We start from the raw sequence: 16,973 nt of genomic DNA on the forward strand, positions 1-16,973 counted from the left end.
AGTTTTATATTAAAGGAGAACGATATGAGCGAATTACCCGCATTAATAAACGATAGAAAACCATATATACAAGAGGTCTGGAAAAAGTCCGGATTCGGACAACTTACCCCGATTCAAACGAAAGCAATTCCCGTGATTGTCGAGGGAAAAGATATCATGGCCGAATCACCGACAGGTACAGGGAAAACATTGGCATATTTACTGCCATTGCTGGAAAAGATAGATCCTGAAAAAAAATCGCCCCAAGCTTTGATTTTGGCATCATCACGAGAACTGGTCATGCAAATCAATGAAGAAATTCGCATTTGGTCAGAGGGAAGCGGCATTACGGGCGCAGCATTCATCGGTGGTGCAAATGTGAAAAGGCAATTGGACAAACTGAAGAAGCGTCCACAGGTGATTGCTGGAACACCGGGACGGATTTACGAATTGATTGCCCAAAAGAAATTGAAAATGCACGAAGTTAAGACGATAGTACTTGATGAAGGTGACCAATTGATCACTCCGGAGCATATGGGAACGATCAATAATATTATCAAAACAACGCTAAAAGACCGGCAAATCATGGTGTTTTCAGCGACCCTGCCGGAGGAAACGGAAAAAGCGGCCAGGGGATTCATGAATGAACCCGAAATGATCAAGGTTGATAAGCATGAAAAAATGGAATCAAAGGTGGACCATCTTTACTTTGTTGTTGAGAGACGGGAAAAGTCCAAGATTCTAGAGAAAATCACAAGACTTAAAGATGTGAAGGCCCTTGCCTTCCTGAATGATATAGCAGAGCTGAGCGTCTTACATGAAAAGCTGAGCTATAAAGGTATTGAAATGGGCGTGCTTCACGGCGAATCCAATAAGGTTGACAGGGAGAAAGCGCTGCGCAAGCTTCGTTCCGGAAAATCCCCGATGCTGATAGCAACGGATGTAGCGGCAAGGGGGCTAGATATAAAAGGCCTTACTGCGGTCGTTCATATTGATATGGCTGACAACATCGAACAATATATCCATAGATCGGGTAGAACTGGGCGTGCAGGTGCAGATGGCACTGTCATTTCAATCGTAACGGAAAGAGAAGAGCGAGAGTTGAAAAAAATGGCTCGTGAACTAGAGCTGCCATTAACGAGAGTAACCTTCTATGGTGGAAACATCGTAGTCGATGAATGATTCGGAAAAAGGGACGGCCATGGCGGCTGTCCCTTTTTTACGAATGCCCGGGTAAATCCACCTGAACTTGTTCATCTATTGCCCTACGGAAACATATCATCTTTACTAAATTCAGGGGTTCATTTATAGGTGATGACCATGAATGAAAACGCTTCCTTTATATAGGTTTTTGACATATGATAGCAATAGACATAGGTTAGGAGGAGACGGTATGACAGGAAAGTATAAAAAGTTTGAAACGGCAGTCATCCATGAAGGATATGACTCAAAGAAGCATTTAGGAAGCTTGGCAACACCCTTATTTCAAACCTCAACATTCACTTTCGAAAATGCCGAGCAAGGGGAGAGGCGTTTCGCCGGTATGGAAGATGGATATATATATTCACGACTTGGAAATCCAACGGTACATGTGCTTGAAGAAAAGATTGCCGCTTTGGAAGGCGGGGAAGCTGGCCTTGCTTTCGGTTCAGGCATGGCCGCCGTTTCAGCTGTGCTTTTTGCGTTAACGAAAACAGATGACCATATCCTATGCTCACAGGGGTTATATGGTTGTACATTTGGCCTTCTGCAGCTTATGAAAAATAAATACCGCATCACTCATGATTTTTGTGAGATGGATACAGAAGAACAGGTAAGGAAAATGATTCGGCCTGAAACGACCTGCATCTATGTAGAAACCCCGATCAATCCGACGATGAAAATGATTGATTTACAGATGGTGGTGAAAGTTGCGAAGGAACATAATGTGACGGTCGTAGTGGATAATACGTTTTCGACGCCATATCTACAGAGACCGCTTGAGTATGGCTGTGATATCGTCCTTCATAGCGCTACTAAATATCTTTGCGGGCATGGGGATGTCGTTGCAGGACTTGTCGTAGGTAAGAAGGAATTCATGAATCAGGTAGCAGGGACTACACAGAAGGATATCGGTGGAATCATTTCACCTTTCGATGCCTGGTTACTATTGCGGGGGTTAAAGACCTTGCCTGTCAGGATGGACCGTCATTCGGCCAATGCAATGGAAATCTTTCATGAACTTAAGAAACATCCAAAAGTGAAAAAGGTATATTATCCAGGTGATGAAGCTTCACCGGATCATTATATAATGCAAAAACAGATGAAACATGGCGGCGGCCTTATCTCTTTCGAATTGCATGGCACAAAACAGGATGCACAGGAATTCCTAAATAAATTGAAACTAATCAAAATTGCCGTAAGTCTTGGGGATGCCGAAACATTGATCCAGCATCCCGCTACCATGACGCACTCTGCAGTTCCTGATGATTCACGGAAACAAATGGGCATCAGTGACCAGCTGGTCCGTCTCTCAGTTGGCCTAGAAGCTTGGCAGGATGTCTGGCAAGATCTTCAGCAAGCATTTTAGGCTACCATATTCCTTCTACTTTTAATGAAGATGGTGATGGATACGATAAAAGTGATGACAGCCAGTATATAAGAAATGTCCGTAATTACCGGATAGGCGGAGCTATTTCGTATCCCGATGCCTATGAACGCCCAAACGAATACGAGAGGATAGCACCAATCCCGGTTTTTACCTGCAAAGACAAAAGCCAGGATTGTTGCTGCAATCAGCAGGACGATCGTCCAGGTTGAACTGGAAACCCCAAAACCGTCCCATTTGATATACGTGAGGTAATAAGAAATGTCAGCAATCGTTGCAACACTTACCCAGCCTGTATAAACGGAAAACGGAAATAGGTCGAAAGACGCATGCTTCACTTTTTTTACGTTAGTATAAATGACCATTAAAGTAGCCAAAAGAGCAATGATAATGAATACGGATAACAAAAAGTGCTCATAGTGCCAAGCCAAAAGCCAAGCGCCATTCAAGACACAGCTTAAAGCGAACCAAGGGAAGGATGCCTTATAAGCAGGGCTGTTTTGGTGTTTGCTTAAAAACTGCCTGAATACCCAGATGGCGAGCAGGAAATAGATCAAGCCCCATATGGAAAATACATATCCTGCAGGAGTGAAAAGGACATCAAGTTTATCGGAAATCTCTCCTGATGTCTGGCCGTTCAATGGCAGGTAATTAGCTAAAAAATTCATCGTGACGACGAACAGATAGAAAATCAAGTTGATGATGGAAATAAGCATAAGGCTTCCTCCTTATATGAATTGTGATCCTCTAACCCTATTCCACATATTTAGCCTGATTAACCTCTTTGGAGCACATCGGGGACTTTGGAGGTCGTTTTTCCATAAAGAGAGGAAGTTTCTGTAACAATTGAACCATTTAAGGTTAGAAATTTTACATCTTCACTTTATGGTGATAAAATATTCAAAGATTCATATTATTTTAGTCCTTCGGGGTCGGGTGAAAATCCCAACCGGCGGTGATGAAGAAATTCTAAGCCCGCGAGCCTGTTAAAGGCAGGATTTGGTGAGATTCCAAAGCCGACAGTAAAGTCTGGATGGGAGAAGGACGTGTGGAACCCAAGTGTATACGTACGCCTAATTTTTCAAAAATGAAAATATTAGGCTTTTTAGGTATACAATTTTTTCACTCATTTCTCCTGCTAACTCCTTAGGTCATCCTAAGGGGTTTTTTATATTTTATAAAAGGGGGAAAAACATGTTTACGGGAATCATTGAGGATATCGGTACCGTTCATTCCATGAACAAAGGAAAAAGCAGTATGGAGTTATCGATTCGTTCTGAAAAAATCCTTGAAGATGTTCATCTGGGGGATAGTATTTCAGTAAACGGGGTCTGCTTAACGGTAACGTCCTTCACTAAAAGTTTGTTTACGGTCGACGTGATGCCGGAAACGGTCAAAGCTTCCTCGATACGGACATTGAAATTGGGATCACCTGTGAATCTTGAACGAGCCATGAGTGCACAGGGAAGGTTTGGCGGTCATTTTGTTTCAGGTCATATCGACGGAACCGGAACGATCATCAAAAAAGAACGGAAAGAAAATGCCGTTTATTATGTAATCCAATTGGAGGAGGGGCTCAGTGCCTTTTGCATTCCAAAAGGATCCGTGGCCATTGATGGAACGAGCTTGACGATATTTGGGATCGAAAGGAACCTATTGACTGTATCACTGATTCCATTGACTCATCAGGACACCATATTGGGACAAAAAGCGGCTGGCGATATCGTTAACATCGAAAACGACATGATAGGGAAATATATAATACATCAAATGAAAAATGGCAATCCAAAACCAGGACTGAATTTAGAGTTTTTGGCAGAGCATGGATTCTAATAAAAGGGCGGTGTAATGATGTTCCATACAATAGAAGAAGCGATAGAAGATTTGAAGGCAGGCAAGGTAGTAATCGTATCCGATGATGAAGACCGTGAAAATGAAGGGGATTTTGTAGTGCTGGCCGAAAAGGCGACACCGGAAGCGATTAATTTCATGGCGACTCATGGACGTGGTTTGATATGTACAACCATCACTGAAGAACTGGCAGCGAAATTGAAACTGCATCCTATGGTTGGAGAAAATACCGATCATCATGGCACTGCTTTTACGGTAAGTGTCGATCATAAAAGCACCTCTACAGGAATCAGTGCTTTTGAAAGGTCCTTAACCATCCTTGAGCTTCTTAATGAAGATTCGGTCGCTGAAGATTTCCAAAGGCCTGGTCACACTTTTCCGATAGTCGCAAAAGAAGGCGGCGTATTAAGGAGGGCGGGACATACAGAGGCATCGGTGGACTTGGCGAAGTTATGCGGTGCCGCTCCAGCTGGTGTCATTTGTGAAATCATGAATGAAGATGGATCGATGGCCCGGGTATCCGATTTAGAAGTCATCGCTGATAAATTCAACCTGAAGTTCATTACGATAGCCGATTTGATTCGGTATCTTCAACAAAATGATACTATCGGGAACCAGGAGCTTGAACTGAACATCCCGAAAGCTTGAGGATTTAAGTAATTACATCTTACAGAACAAAAAATTATATTGTTTTTTAAAATTAGGAGGAATTGGACATGGGGAAAACTATTGAAGCACAATTAATCGGATCAGGATTGAAAGTCGGTATCGTGGTAGGAAGATTTAATGAGTTTATCACAAGCAAGCTTTTAGGAGGGGCATTGGATGGCCTTAAGCGTCATGGCGTTGATGAGAATGATGTTGACATCGCTTGGGTCCCGGGTGCTTTTGAACTACCGTTAATTGCAAAAAAACTTGTGAATACAGGTAAATATGATGCGGTAATCGGTCTTGGAACGGTAATCAGGGGTGCCACTTCACATTATGATTATGTCTGTAATGAAGCGGCTAAAGGCATGGCTTCCGTTTCCTTGGAAACGGGTGTACCGGTTATCTTCGGTTTGCTGACAACTGAAAATATTGAACAAGCGATTGAACGTGCAGGAACAAAATCAGGTAACAAAGGCTATGAAGCGGCCGTTAGTGCAATTGAAATGGCCAACCTTGGAAAATTGATTGAACAGTGATTTGGTATAAGGAAGCCGCAGGGAATAACGTCCCTGCGGCTTTTTTTGATGTACCGGATCATTTGTCGGATTGGGTCTGGCTTTTTAAACCATTAAGCAATTCTTCAAAGTTCGTAAAATTCCTAGCCATTTGATCGATTAGTGAATGCTGATCTTCACCACTCACAGCAACCTCTTCAATGGAAAAACCTCGACTTCAAAGTAATGGACGTTATAAATTATGGAAAATAAAGAATCATCAGGGGATTTTTCGAAAAAAAAAACGAACAAAAGCATCACGTAATGGAAGCATGATAAAATATGCGGATATGATTATGCTACAATTGTAAAGATTGCAATTGAAATTCATGTCTTTAGGGAAAAGTAAATTTATTAGTTACTAGGAGGGGTTTGTGTGTACCATCTCTTTACACATAATGATTTAGATGGAGTCGGCTGCGGCATTATAGCTAAGCTGGCCTTCGGAGAAGAAGTAGTGGTAAGTTATAATTCAATTGGTCGCCTTAATCAGAACGTAGGAGCATTTCTTGAGCAGGCCAAGCTTGAAGATACATTGATCGTTACTGATCTATCGGTTGATGAAGATAACGAAAAAATGATTACTCAGTTTGTAGAAGATGGAGGCAAAGCGCTGCTGATCGATCATCATAAGTCAGCATTGCATTTGAACGAACATGATTGGGCATCTGTAACTGTCGAACAGGAAGATGGTAAACAGACGGCAGCGACATCATTATTCTATCAGTATGCAGTTGAAAATAAATACCTGGAACCTTCAAGCATTGTCGCTGAATTCGTTGAATTGGTCCGACAATACGATACTTGGGAATGGGAAGTCAATAAAAATACAACGGCAAAACGATTGAATGACCTGTTTTTCATGATTCCGATAGAGGAATTCGAAATGAAAATTGCAAATAAGCTGTCTACGGCTGAAAGTTTTACTTTTGACGAAGTGGAGCAAACCCTTCTGAATGTTGAAGAGAGTCGGGTAGATCGGTACATAAACAGGAAAAAAAGAGAAGTCTATCAGGCTACGGTCGGTCCCCATACAGCTGGTGTGGTCCATGCAGAGTCATATCACTCAGAATTGGGTAATGAACTGTCGAAAGAGTTCTCGCATCTTGATTATATAGCGATCCTGATGGTTGGAAGTAAAAGAATCAGCTTCCGGACAATTCACGACGATATTGATGTTTCTGAAGTTGCTGGCAAGTACGATGGAGGCGGCCACCAAAAAGCGGCAGGTTGTACCATGTCCGAAAAGGCGTATAGCCAATATGTCGAAAAGACCTTCTTTGCCGAGCCCCTTAAACGAGACGCACATAAGAATCAACTGAATGTAAAGGAATCCCCAGAGGGCTGCCTATATTCAACGAGAGACAAACATGACATATTCATCTATGAAGATGAAGAAGAGCAATGGATTGTTGAAATCAACGGAAAACAACAGAAAAAAACATTCGATACATTTGTGGAAGCGGAAAAATACATGAAGCGGAAATACGCTGCATGGCTGGCCCATGATGAAAGATATGAAGAGTTTGTCAATAAAGGATGAATACGAAAGCGGCTGTCCGAATGGGACAGCCGCTTTTCTATCTTTTGTCGTAATTCATGATTTTATCTTTTAAGCGGGACAGGATGGACGATCGTGCGGGAGGGTTTTTTTGGAATGGAGTTTTGGCGATGAAGAATTGCATTGATTTCTCCGCCGATCACAAAAATCAGACCACTCAAATACAGCCATAGCATCAAGATGATGACGCCTCCTAAACTGCCGTAAGTGGAAGAATAGTTGGCAAAATTACTGACATAGAATGAAAATCCAAGTGATATTCCTAGCCAAAGTACAGTTGCGGTAACTGCCCCAGGGATGACATGTTTAATGGGAAAACTTTTATTCGGTGCAAAGCGATATAAAAAGGTCAGGACAAGTGATATGACCACAACCGCGATAACCCACCGTAAAAAGCTGAATATTATTTGCGTTTCTTCAGGGATCGGAATGACTTGCTGTAATAAATCGATGATCACTTTTCCGAAAACGGGGAGACCCAACATGACGATGAATGCCACAACCAGTCCTAATGTCAATGCAATGGAAATGAAGCGGGCTTTAATGAAATTCCTTGTTTCTTCAACATCATAGGCGATATTCATGGAATGGATGAACGCATTCATTCCATTGGAAGCGGACCATATGGTGCCAAGGAAACCAAAAGTCAGTAAGCCTCCGTTCCGTTCAGATAATATGTTAATGATATTTTTCTCGATGACTTCCATCGTTTCCGCAGGCATGAAGGTTTTTATCGTGTCAAGGGCAGTCTGAATATCGATGTTCAGATAAGGTAATAAGGACAGCAGTAAAATGAGCAAAGGGAATAGTGCCAGTAGATAGTAATAAGCTTGTTCTGCTGCCAGTCCGGTCACACGATCTTCCTTTATTTCTTTAATCAGTTTCTTTGAAAATTTTATCGACTTATTCATCTGGGCATCACTCCTGAATAGTTACTTAGGTTATCTGCTTCTTTTCCCTCTGTTACTGTAAGTTAATCCTCAAAAGAAAAGAAATTAAAAGGCGCTTCCTAAAAAAGAATTTCCTTTCATTTCTATTCCGCGAGCTTGTAGAAGCTTGTGACAAGGATATAGCCTGCAACTACTCCGGTGATCGAAAGTAACATGGTTGAACCATTAGCTCCGAAATAACCAAAAACAAATTTGGAGAGAGGCAAATCAAGTTTAAATGCTCCAGTAAAGTACAAAATCGGAATGATGGATAGGTAAAGAAAGGGCAAGCCAAGGATGACCAACCTTAGCCAATTCACTTTCCAATGCCCTTTTTTTGAAAAGTTTTGCAGAAGTCGGGGAATGGCAAGTATCATGCCTAGGAAAACTGGGAGTGAAGATTCGTACAGCAAGTATCCCTTAATCTCGTAAGTTTCGCGACTAACTGTAAATAGGTGCTGTTCATATTTCAAGCCTATGAATAATACGCCCAACACTACTACTAGGTATGTTAAATAACTAATGGCTCTTTTTAAAGAAAGATTCATGATTTATGCCCCCTTTTTCAAGTATATTATCATCAGGTAAATTATGGAATGGGATTATAAAAGGTAAACACAAAAACGGCCAGACATTGCGGTCTGGCCGTTTTTCTCTATTGCACTTCTTTTCCCTGTTCCTTCTGAACCTTCGGAGAGGTCCATTTGAATACTTTATTTAGGATATTATAGATGTGTTTGGATTCTTTGGTAAGGATCGGCCCAAGAATCGCTAAGGTTAAAACATAAAGTGCCGCAAACGGGGTTAGTATAGGCATTAAACCGCCGGCAATGCCTAAGTTGGCTAAAATGATGGAGAATTCGCCGCGTGAAACGATCGTTAAACCGATGTTTGCGGAAGCTCTGTGAGATAAACCGGATTTGCGTCCGGCAATCATACCAGCTGCAAAGTTACCGATTATGGTGATGATGACGGCACCAAGAACCATCCAGACAGCTCCGCCAAGGGTAGTCGGATCGATACTCAAGCCAAAGCTGAAGAAAAATATGGCCCCGAAGAAGTCTCGAAAGGGAATGACAAGTTTCTCGATTCTGTCGCTATGTTCAGTTTCAGAAAAGACTAGGCCGAGCAGTAATGCACCAATGGCTTCCGCAACATGAATTGTTTCCGAGAAACCGGCAATGAAGAATAGTAATGCGAACACGACGATGATAAAAATCTCATCGGAGGATATATTGAATAATTTGTTAAGGACCCCAGATGCTTTCCGGGCGATAACGAAAAATATCAGCATATACCCAATCGCGATAAATGTAGAAAGTAATGTTCCCCAAACGGAACCAGAAGAGCTTAATACCAATCCGGATACGACTGATAAATAAACAGCGAGGAAGATATCTTCAAACATGATGATGCCAAGGATTAGCTCCGTTTCATTGTTACCGGTCCTTTTAAGGTCCACAAGCACCTTTGCCACAATGGCACTTGAAGAAAAACTGATGATCCCGGTTAATATCAGAACCTCTTTCAATGGAAGACCGAGCAGGAAACCGTAAAGCAAGGCCATTCCCACGTTGATTAAAATGTAATAGGTTCCGCCTGTCACGATATTTTTTCCGGATTTCATGAGCTTTTTGACGGAAAATTCAAGCCCTAGGTAAAACAGAAGGAATAAAATACCGACCCGACCGAGGAATGCTATGATTTCATCGCTTTCGATGAAACGCAGGTCAATTAATCCGAAGTGCGGGGCATGGGGGCCAACGAGCATCCCGATGATAATTAATAGTGGAACATTCGATATTTTGAATTTACCTGCTACGAGAGCGGCTAATGCCACTAGAAGTAGGGCAGTTCCCACTTCAAAGACTAAATGGTCCATATGAGCTTAGTCACTCCTTTCGTCGGTCAATAATTCTCTTGTGAGGTTTCGGATATCTTTTCTTTCACCGGATATCACAAGGGTGTCGCCTGTTTCGATGATGGAGTCAGGACCAGGATTATTCAGTTGTTTTTTTCCTTTTTTAGAATGGGCGATGACGGTCACGTTATAATTGCTCCTGATATCAATCGCACCGATCGTTTGATTGATGGCCTTTGAACCTGGTTCGACTTTGAACCATTCAATCACCAAGTCACCCAATGACATTTCAATCGTTTCAAGTGCTTGCGGTTTATAAACCATGCCGCCTATGATGGAAGCCATTTGCCGTGATTCCTGATCGTTAAGGGTGATGCTCGATATGACGTCCTCATGTTCATTATCAAAATGGTATAATTCCCGACGGCCGTCATCATGAATGACGATTACTAACTTTTCATCATTTCTTGTTATGATTTCAAATTTTTGGCCAATACCAGGAAGTTCACTTTCTCTAATTCTCACTGGAATTCCTCCTTAAAATGTTGGTTAGAGTTAATAGAAGATAGCAGAATGTTTATAAGTTAACGTCAATATTCGTCTTGAATTTCTTCTCCTTCGATATGCCGATGTATTTTAATGTCTCCGATGGACTGGAATGATGGTAATGCTTCTGTATCAATGCCAGTGACACTCCTTGTTTATAGGCATGGTAGCCAAAAGTTTTACGCATCGAACTTGCTCCGAATTTGCCTGTCAGCCCTGCACCTTCCACAGCATCATGTATGATTCGGTGAGCCTGTTGACGTGTGATCGGCTTTTTTGTCTTAGGGGAAAGAAATAAAAATTGACCTTCGATAACCTTTGAGCCTTTAAGGTATTCTTGTAAGGCGGTACGGACTTTCAGGTTCAAATAAATTTGGTTTACTTCGTCATTTTCCGTACGCTGCTCATAGAACTCCTTTATTTTTCCAGTTTCATCCAGAACGCTGGCGACGGTGATTTCGAGCATTTCATTTATCTTCATACCTGTATTGATGCCGAGTACAAACAATAAATAATCCCGACTGGAGTGAGAGCGTAAGTATGTTTTTATTTTGCTGATTTGATTGATATCCTTAAAGGCTTCTACATATTCCATAGATCTTCTCCTCTTACCAATGTAACATAATTATATTATAACACAAGTTATGTAACATTGCATGCGTTAAGTCCTATTAAGTCCTATTAAGGCTTCTCCAAAAAGCAAAGTACTGTTGAACCAAAAAAAGCCTTTTCTTATTCTCTACACAATCAAGTGAAAATATATCAGTTTCTTTTAAAAGCAAAAAGGGGTTTGTCTACATTTTTTTATGGCTTGTACAATGTGGGCGTGGTTGTAACGAGAGGCACTAAGCTTTCCAGAGGCGGTACGGGAGCCGCATCGGCTTTCAGCGAGGCTGCTGAAAAACTAAAGGTTTTAAATGAGTTATTGTTTTTTTAACAAAAATAGATCACTTCCTGTACGATAATGAACAGGAAGTGATCTATTTCTTTCATATTTAGTTACTTTTCTGCTTTGATTTTCGTGAAAATTCGTTTGAGGTTGACTGCGAAAATGGCTGTTGCTCCTTGAATTCTCATGCCAAATAGAGACCCGCTGATGATGCTTCATCATACCCGTGTCTGTGTAGTCGGATAACGATTTGAAATGGCGTTTTTCACAGGATAAATCGTTATTATGTATTATTGATATGTTTAACTATGGAATTAAACTTTATATGCCACTTTCTCACAAGGATATGAAACATTAATTTAAATAACTTAAATAAAATGAAGTATCCTAATAATGTCCCTGATATATTAAAGATTACATCATCAATATCAACAAATCTAAAAGTATATCCTGCATATAAAGCTGTTAGTAGTTGACCTGATTCGAGAACTATTCCAGTTAATACACCAGCTATTAAAATTTTCTTAAATGAGGCTCTAAATAAGAAGGGTAATCCAAAGCCTAGTGGGACAGTCATTAAAATATTAAAAAAGCTCAATTTGGTAAATTCATATTTAAATGGGATTAAATTCATTTCTCTCCAAACATTTTGCCCCCCAAACGCTTCTCTTTGATCATCATCTACATAAATGGGAAATTGAGTGAGGTTTATAACATTACATAAATAAACATACATAATTGTATAGAATAAAAGATAGGTATAACTTTTTTTGAAACTTAATTTTAGTATTAGTGCCAAAATGATATATAAAATTATAAAACTGTAAAGAATCCAACCGCTGAAATGATAAACCATTTTAGAGACTCCTATCGTAAAAATATTATCTTAATAAAGAAAGAACTTATAAAGAATTATAAGCTCTTTCCAGTTGTTTAATTTGATATTTTTCCTGAACCTTTTATATTTCTACCGTCATCAACTCTAAAAATTTGCAAATAATACTTAGTACCCCCACCTAGACCAGAATAGCTACCTGACACACTAGAAGAAGTACCATTTTTATTAGGTGTAGCTTTTATTGTACCAAAACTGTTACCTGAGGTCTTATTCCATAATTGATAAGTTATGGGGTTAGGACCTACAGGGCTAGTGTCAGAGCTATATTGATAATGTGTACCACTTAATTTTGCAGTTCCTTTATTTAATTTAAAATATTGACCGTTTTTACTTCCATCAACTATACGAAGATTCATTGTAAAGCTATAAGGTTAGTTGCTGCAAAAGCAAAAGAGGGCATTGCTATTATAATTGATAATATACATATCACTGAAACTGAAAATAATTTAGTTTTCAATAATTACACCCTTTCAGTTTTTTTATATGTGACCACATATTACCTATTTGTTAACAAGGACTATAGTATCGTAAATATCCACAATTTACGTCTCAATTTTGAAGTGTTCTGTTTCAGAAAAGAAAAATAGTATAAAGAAATAAATGGTGAAATGATGTTTGAATATTTAATTTTATTTTAAAGTTCATGGTGAATAATGATTGTAAGTTAATGAACAACAGATGTATTAAAGGAAGTGGTTGTAACGCAGATAAATCAAGTTTATCGAGTTGAGGTATAACCATGAAAAAACAATCTTTTACATAATCACTATGTTATTTATCAGCATACAATTTTGGTAGTAAAGAAATTAAGGTGAAATTTAATGATGTTGAGTGTTAGAAATCTGGGCTATGTGTCTAATATCAGTATTTATGATAAGCCTAAAAAAGTCGCAATTTTAGACAGCGTTATTAATGATCAGCAACCTGCATTAAATGGACAAATTGTTGTTAAATATGACGTAATTAATAAAAAAATTATACAAAAGATTTATATGGTCATGGAACTCCAATTGCAAGCATAATTGCCGCAAAGGAAAAAGAAGAAACGGTGCAAGGAATCAATCCTTTAGTAGAAGTAAACGGTGTAAAAGTAATTGATGACGAAGGGAGGGATAAGATGTTAGGCATTGAAAGAAATCCAAAAAATCGAGTATATTTAGAACTGCTTGATTTATGCTTTGATGTGTGTGATGAATTTCATCTAGTTGTTAGAAACGATATGGGTTCGATACGAGGGTTAGAAGAAATAATAAATAAGTTAAAAGCATCATTAATAGAATTGAGATGCGAGTCAACATGGGCTAGTACCTCTTGGTGATGATCAAACAGCAAATGTTTATTATTTTCACGCTGACGAGAATGCAAAGAAAATTATAAGATTGATAAATCGCTTTATGAGTGGGAAATGCCAAATTTACCTGAAGATTTGTCATTTTTTTAAACAAGGAAAGTTTTGGTTTGGCTACTTCTTCGCATGAAAAACAATGCTTTATTTATCCTGAAAATGATACCGTAGCTTCTAGGATTAAGGATATTGAAGGCTTAAGAATTCGAGAATTGGAAGATTAACAAATGGGAGTTTTCCTTGATAATAAAATAAGGGTGAATCCTATATACCTTTACAAAGCATGAAAGGTTCTCAACTTAAATGTTGAGGTCTTTTTTCTTTGTATTGGATACGCAAAAAAGGTTGCTGGAGGACGGCGCTATGGGGATAGGCGTATCACCTTAGAATTACGTAACTAAGGTGCTCGCATCAAGTGTAATTTTGTATAGGATGAAACCAGTCCTTCCATTCCATGTTTTAGATAGCGACCCATACTTTCAGAGGGGATAAACCTGATGTCTTTCTTGTTTTTTTTCCTTCTAAGTAATCTAAAACTGCGTTTGATTTTTGGTCTATCGTATATTTAGGAAAAAAAACTGCACCTCCAATTGTTAGATGTTGTCTAACAATTGGGGTGCAGTTCAAAGACAGCCATTTATTTCTAGTATACGGCTTTTTGTAATTTGTGAATGACCTCAAGTGAAAGCCCAGTTCCGATGGCAACTGATTCAAGCGGGTTATCTGCAAGTTTGACTGGGACGACGATTTCATTCGTCAGCCATTCTTGTACCCCGTTGAGAAGTGCACCCCCGCCGGATAAGATGACACCTTGATCGACGATATCCCCGCTCAATTCAGGAGGACAATCTTCCAAAGTGGCCCTGATTGCTTCCAGTATATGAAGAAGCGATTCCTGGATGGCTTCCTGGATGTCAGTGGATGATATTGTAATCGGCTTTGGAAGGCCCGTTACAAGATCGCGGCCCCTGACTTCCATGGTGATCACGGAATGTTCAACGAGTGCGTAGCCGATTTCTTTTTTTATTTCCTCGGCTGTTCTTTCCCCAATCAGCACATTATGTTTTTTTCTGACATACTGGCTGATATCTTCATCCAATTGATCTCCGCCAATTCTGATTGAATTGCAAGAAACGACGCCGCCATAAGAAATGATTGCGACCTCAGTCGTTCCGCCACCGATATCAACGATGACATTGGCAACTGGCTCTTCGACAGGCAAGCCCGCACCTATTGCTGCTGCTACTGGTTCCTCGATAAGGTGGACCTGTTTCGCTCCGCAGCTTTTGACTGCATCCTGAATGGCCCTTCTCTCAACTGATGTGGAACCTGATGGTGTGCAGACCACTACACTAGGTTTGCGAATCGATAATCCTAGGGCCTTACTTGCTTTTTTCATGATTTCCCGAAGCATTTGCGCGGTCACATCAAAGTCCGCAATGACACCATCCTTAAGCGGACGGATTGCCACAATATTTCCAGGTGTTTTTCCGATCATGTTTTTTGCATCCACACCGACTGCCAATACTTTATTAGTCTCTATATCAATGGCCACCACAGATGGCTCATTAAATACGATTCCTTTATTTTTACTGTAAACTAGCGTATTTGCAGTTCCTAAGTCAATGCCTATTTCTGTATTTGATAACATCTAGTCACCCCTCCATAAGAGTTTGACCCCTATATACTCATTCTACCTTTTATAGCGAATTTGTGGGGGTGGGAAATCTAGTAAATAGTGGAAGTCCCGTGCTGTTCCTTTCATAGAGCGAAAACATGATGAAATATAAAAATGCACTGGTGAGGGAGGCGCCCCAAGAACGGCAAATGTCCAATTGGCATCCTGACAATGGAATGTTGAAAACAAACGTGGAGGCAGCTTTGAATCCGCCTATTTTATGTTAAGATAAAGATGAAAATCCGCTTATATAAAGAAGGTAATTTTGTGAGTGTAAATTTAATCAAGAGTAAGAGTTTTAGAGTCATCTTTACAGCTTTTCTAGCTTTCCTGGGTGGTTATGCGTTTGATAGCCTTGGAGTATACCTGCCATGGATGCTTGGACCATTATTCGTCGTGATGATTGCTAAAGTGAAGTTAAGGAAGTACTTGTATTGGTCTAAAACCTTTAGAAGTACTGGATTGGTCATTCTAGGTTTGCAACTGGGCAGTTCATTCACGAAACAATCGCTAAATGAGATGATTGAATATCTGCCTGTTATGCTTTTTACGACAATTGCAATCATTTCATTTACTGTGTTGACTGGATGGTTTGTCGGAAAGCGAATGAACTTATCCTTGAGCACATCGATGCTTGGCAGTTTTCCGGGAGGCCTTTCCCAGATGGTGGTCTTAAGTGAGGAAATGAAGGATAGTGATGAAACGGTTGTAGGATTCATGCAAACACTGCGGGTCATCCTTGTGATATCCATTGTTCCTTGGATTGTGACCCATGTAATGTCAGTTGAATCAGGTGCGGTAATGGCCGTATCGGAGCGGCCGTTTTTCTTATTTGAATATGATGGGAAATTAGCGATCATGATGTTGGTAACATTGCTGATATTCATCTTCATCACAAAGAAAGCCAATTTTCCGCTACCTTTTTTGCTAGGACCTCTCATGGCCGCAGCACTATTCAATTTAGCAGGCCCAGGTGCACCGCAGATTCCTGACTTTTGGTTGAACTTATCGCAATTGTTGATCGGCGCACATTTAGGCTACACACTGAAGGTTGATAACCCCCGACTTTTCAGAAAGATGTTCGGGGCCGTATTCGTCAGTAATGTCCTATTGATTGGATTTTGCTATTATCTTTCCATTCAGTTTGCCCCAATCCTATCTTTACAGGCGAACGAATTATTTTTGAGCATGGCGCCAGGCGGTGTCGCCGAAATGGCAGTCACAGCCATGTCGGTGCATGTGGATTTATCCGTTGTCACAAGCTTTCATTTATTCAGGATCTTATTCATTTTATTTTTTCTGTCACCCATCATAAAATGGCTGGCCGGAAGAAACCTCGGGAAACAAAAACAGGGACAAAGCTGACAGGCTTTGTCCTTTTTGCGTTAAGCGGAATTCACGAGTAAAATGCTGAACTCACGAGTAAACAGCCAAAATTCACGAGTAGAAACAGCCAAAACTCACGAGTAGATGCCCATATTCCAGACGTATTGAGATAATTTCGTACAAAACAGGCTGGTAATTCCGCTCTGAAAGGATATTGTACCCAAAATATTGAAATGTGCTGTTGGTTAAGCTCATCAAGGCAATAAAGTTGGTAGATTTTGTGATGATTTAGTGAAAATTGAAATCGAATAGTAAAAT

17 protein-coding genes, 1 pseudogene and 1 riboswitch are annotated in these 16,973 nt (G+C 40.1%); of the genes and pseudogenes, 9 read left to right on the top strand and 9 right to left on the bottom strand.

Features of this window, described 5'->3' with window-relative positions:
- Positions 1-24 precede the first annotated feature (24 nt).
- Positions 25-1,161 (top strand): DEAD/DEAH box helicase, encoded by a 1,137-nt coding sequence (locus ACYP5M_RS16680; protein WP_101224899.1) that lies wholly within the window; start codon positions 25-27, stop codon positions 1,159-1,161.
- Positions 1,162-1,372: 211 nt separating this feature from the next.
- Positions 1,373-2,548 carry a methionine gamma-lyase gene (gene megL / locus ACYP5M_RS16685; RefSeq protein ID WP_434168422.1) on the top strand — a complete coding sequence of 392 codons (1,176 nt, stop codon included), beginning with the start codon at positions 1,373-1,375 and terminating at the stop codon, positions 2,546-2,548.
- Here the strand turns inward: megL and ACYP5M_RS16690 are convergent.
- Positions 2,545-3,282, bottom strand: a complete 738-nt coding sequence (locus ACYP5M_RS16690) for a TspO/MBR family protein (RefSeq protein ID WP_459735291.1) — start codon at positions 3,280-3,282, stop codon at positions 2,545-2,547. The genes megL and ACYP5M_RS16690 overlap by 4 nt on opposite strands.
- Before the next feature lie 202 nt (positions 3,283-3,484).
- A riboswitch (FMN riboswitch) is annotated at positions 3,485-3,615 on the top strand.
- Between the two features lie 145 nt (positions 3,616-3,760).
- On the opposite strand from ACYP5M_RS16690, the gene ribE reads away from it, so the two are divergent.
- The 4 genes and pseudogenes from ribE to ACYP5M_RS16710 all read left to right on the top strand — a co-directional run bounded on the left by ribE (position 3,761) and on the right by ACYP5M_RS16710 (position 7,165).
- Complete coding sequence (gene ribE, locus ACYP5M_RS16695; protein WP_101224897.1) at positions 3,761-4,399, top strand: riboflavin synthase; 639 nt, start codon at positions 3,761-3,763, stop codon at positions 4,397-4,399.
- A gap of 18 nt (positions 4,400-4,417) precedes the next feature.
- Positions 4,418-5,056 (top strand): annotated as a pseudogene (gene ribB / locus ACYP5M_RS16700) (3,4-dihydroxy-2-butanone-4-phosphate synthase); the annotation flags it as partial.
- A gap of 77 nt (positions 5,057-5,133) precedes the next feature.
- Positions 5,134-5,604, top strand: a complete 471-nt coding sequence (gene ribH, locus ACYP5M_RS16705; RefSeq protein WP_048685088.1) for a 6,7-dimethyl-8-ribityllumazine synthase — start codon at positions 5,134-5,136, stop codon at positions 5,602-5,604.
- A 394-nt stretch (positions 5,605-5,998) separates the two neighbouring features.
- On the top strand, positions 5,999-7,165 hold the full coding sequence (locus ACYP5M_RS16710; protein ID WP_434168424.1) for a DHH family phosphoesterase: 1,167 nt from the start codon (positions 5,999-6,001) through the stop codon (positions 7,163-7,165).
- Between the two features lie 62 nt (positions 7,166-7,227).
- Here the strand turns inward: ACYP5M_RS16710 and ACYP5M_RS16715 are convergent, their stop codons facing one another.
- From ACYP5M_RS16715 to ACYP5M_RS16745, 7 genes are all read right to left on the bottom strand, one after another.
- Complete coding sequence (locus tag ACYP5M_RS16715; RefSeq protein WP_101224894.1) at positions 7,228-8,094, bottom strand: YihY/virulence factor BrkB family protein; 867 nt, start codon at positions 8,092-8,094, stop codon at positions 7,228-7,230.
- 122 nt (positions 8,095-8,216) lie between these two features.
- Positions 8,217-8,660 (bottom strand): hypothetical protein, encoded by a 444-nt coding sequence (locus ACYP5M_RS16720; RefSeq protein ID WP_434168425.1) that lies wholly within the window; start codon positions 8,658-8,660, stop codon positions 8,217-8,219.
- Between the two features lie 107 nt (positions 8,661-8,767).
- Positions 8,768-9,994: a cation:proton antiporter gene (locus ACYP5M_RS16725; RefSeq protein WP_230177854.1), complete on the bottom strand. Its 1,227-nt coding sequence runs from the start codon at positions 9,992-9,994 to the stop codon at positions 8,768-8,770.
- Positions 9,995-10,000: 6 nt separating this feature from the next.
- A complete protein-coding gene (locus tag ACYP5M_RS16730) occupies positions 10,001-10,498 on the bottom strand; it encodes a cation:proton antiporter regulatory subunit (RefSeq protein ID WP_101224892.1) in 498 nt (165 codons plus the stop codon).
- 52 nt (positions 10,499-10,550) lie between these two features.
- A complete protein-coding gene (locus ACYP5M_RS16735) occupies positions 10,551-11,114 on the bottom strand; it encodes a tyrosine-type recombinase/integrase (RefSeq protein WP_101224891.1) in 564 nt (187 codons plus the stop codon).
- A 577-nt stretch (positions 11,115-11,691) separates the two neighbouring features.
- Positions 11,692-12,264 (bottom strand): VanZ family protein, encoded by a 573-nt coding sequence (locus ACYP5M_RS16740; protein WP_434168426.1) that lies wholly within the window; start codon positions 12,262-12,264, stop codon positions 11,692-11,694.
- 77 nt (positions 12,265-12,341) lie between these two features.
- Positions 12,342-12,662, bottom strand: a complete 321-nt coding sequence (locus ACYP5M_RS16745) for a hypothetical protein (RefSeq protein WP_434168427.1) — start codon at positions 12,660-12,662, stop codon at positions 12,342-12,344.
- A 465-nt stretch (positions 12,663-13,127) separates the two neighbouring features.
- Here ACYP5M_RS16745 and ACYP5M_RS16750 point away from each other — a divergent pair, with 465 nt between their 5' ends.
- Both ACYP5M_RS16750 and ACYP5M_RS16755 read left to right on the top strand, forming a co-directional pair.
- Positions 13,128-13,328: a hypothetical protein gene (locus tag ACYP5M_RS16750; protein WP_434168428.1), complete on the top strand. Its 201-nt coding sequence runs from the start codon at positions 13,128-13,130 to the stop codon at positions 13,326-13,328.
- A 95-nt stretch (positions 13,329-13,423) separates the two neighbouring features.
- Positions 13,424-13,624 carry a hypothetical protein gene (locus ACYP5M_RS16755; RefSeq protein WP_434168429.1) on the top strand — a complete coding sequence of 67 codons (201 nt, stop codon included), beginning with the start codon at positions 13,424-13,426 and terminating at the stop codon, positions 13,622-13,624.
- Positions 13,625-14,294: 670 nt separating this feature from the next.
- On the opposite strand, the gene mreBH is transcribed toward ACYP5M_RS16755, so the two are convergent.
- Positions 14,295-15,302 carry a rod-share determining protein MreBH gene (mreBH, locus tag ACYP5M_RS16760; RefSeq protein WP_459735292.1) on the bottom strand — a complete coding sequence of 336 codons (1,008 nt, stop codon included), beginning with the start codon at positions 15,300-15,302 and terminating at the stop codon, positions 14,295-14,297.
- Positions 15,303-15,596: 294 nt separating this feature from the next.
- Between mreBH and ACYP5M_RS16765 the strand changes: the two genes are divergently transcribed.
- The gene (locus ACYP5M_RS16765; protein ID WP_434168431.1) at positions 15,597-16,694 is read left to right on the top strand and encodes an AbrB family transcriptional regulator; all 1,098 of its coding nucleotides are present in this window, start codon (positions 15,597-15,599) and stop codon (positions 16,692-16,694) included.
- The last annotated feature ends 279 nt before the right edge of the window (positions 16,695-16,973 follow it).

This window comes from Peribacillus sp. N1, assembly GCF_054600815.1.

Bases quoted from the DNA above. Each gene is read 5' to 3' on its own strand.
- ACYP5M_RS16680 (WP_101224899.1), top strand. From the start codon at position 25: ATGAGCGAATTACCCGCATTAATAAACGATAGAAAACCATATATACAA.
- megL (WP_434168422.1), top strand. From the start codon at position 1,373: ATGACAGGAAAGTATAAAAAGTTTGAAACGGCAGTCATCCATGAAGGA.
- ACYP5M_RS16690 (WP_459735291.1), bottom strand. From the start codon at position 3,282: ATGCTTATTTCCATCATCAACTTGATTTTCTATCTGTTCGTCGTCACG.
- ribE (WP_101224897.1), top strand. From the start codon at position 3,761: ATGTTTACGGGAATCATTGAGGATATCGGTACCGTTCATTCCATGAAC.
- ribH (WP_048685088.1), top strand. From the start codon at position 5,134: ATGGGGAAAACTATTGAAGCACAATTAATCGGATCAGGATTGAAAGTC.
- ACYP5M_RS16715 (WP_101224894.1), bottom strand. From the start codon at position 8,094: ATGAATAAGTCGATAAAATTTTCAAAGAAACTGATTAAAGAAATAAAG.
- ACYP5M_RS16720 (WP_434168425.1), bottom strand. From the start codon at position 8,660: ATGAATCTTTCTTTAAAAAGAGCCATTAGTTATTTAACATACCTAGTA.
- ACYP5M_RS16725 (WP_230177854.1), bottom strand. From the start codon at position 9,994: ATGGACCATTTAGTCTTTGAAGTGGGAACTGCCCTACTTCTAGTGGCA.
- ACYP5M_RS16735 (WP_101224891.1), bottom strand. From the start codon at position 11,114: ATGGAATATGTAGAAGCCTTTAAGGATATCAATCAAATCAGCAAAATA.
- ACYP5M_RS16740 (WP_434168426.1), bottom strand. From the start codon at position 12,264: ATGGTTTATCATTTCAGCGGTTGGATTCTTTACAGTTTTATAATTTTA.
- ACYP5M_RS16745 (WP_434168427.1), bottom strand. From the start codon at position 12,662: ATGAATCTTCGTATAGTTGATGGAAGTAAAAACGGTCAATATTTTAAA.
- ACYP5M_RS16750 (WP_434168428.1), top strand. From the start codon at position 13,128: ATGATGTTGAGTGTTAGAAATCTGGGCTATGTGTCTAATATCAGTATT.
- ACYP5M_RS16755 (WP_434168429.1), top strand. From the start codon at position 13,424: ATGTTAGGCATTGAAAGAAATCCAAAAAATCGAGTATATTTAGAACTG.
- mreBH (WP_459735292.1), bottom strand. From the start codon at position 15,302: ATGTTATCAAATACAGAAATAGGCATTGACTTAGGAACTGCAAATACG.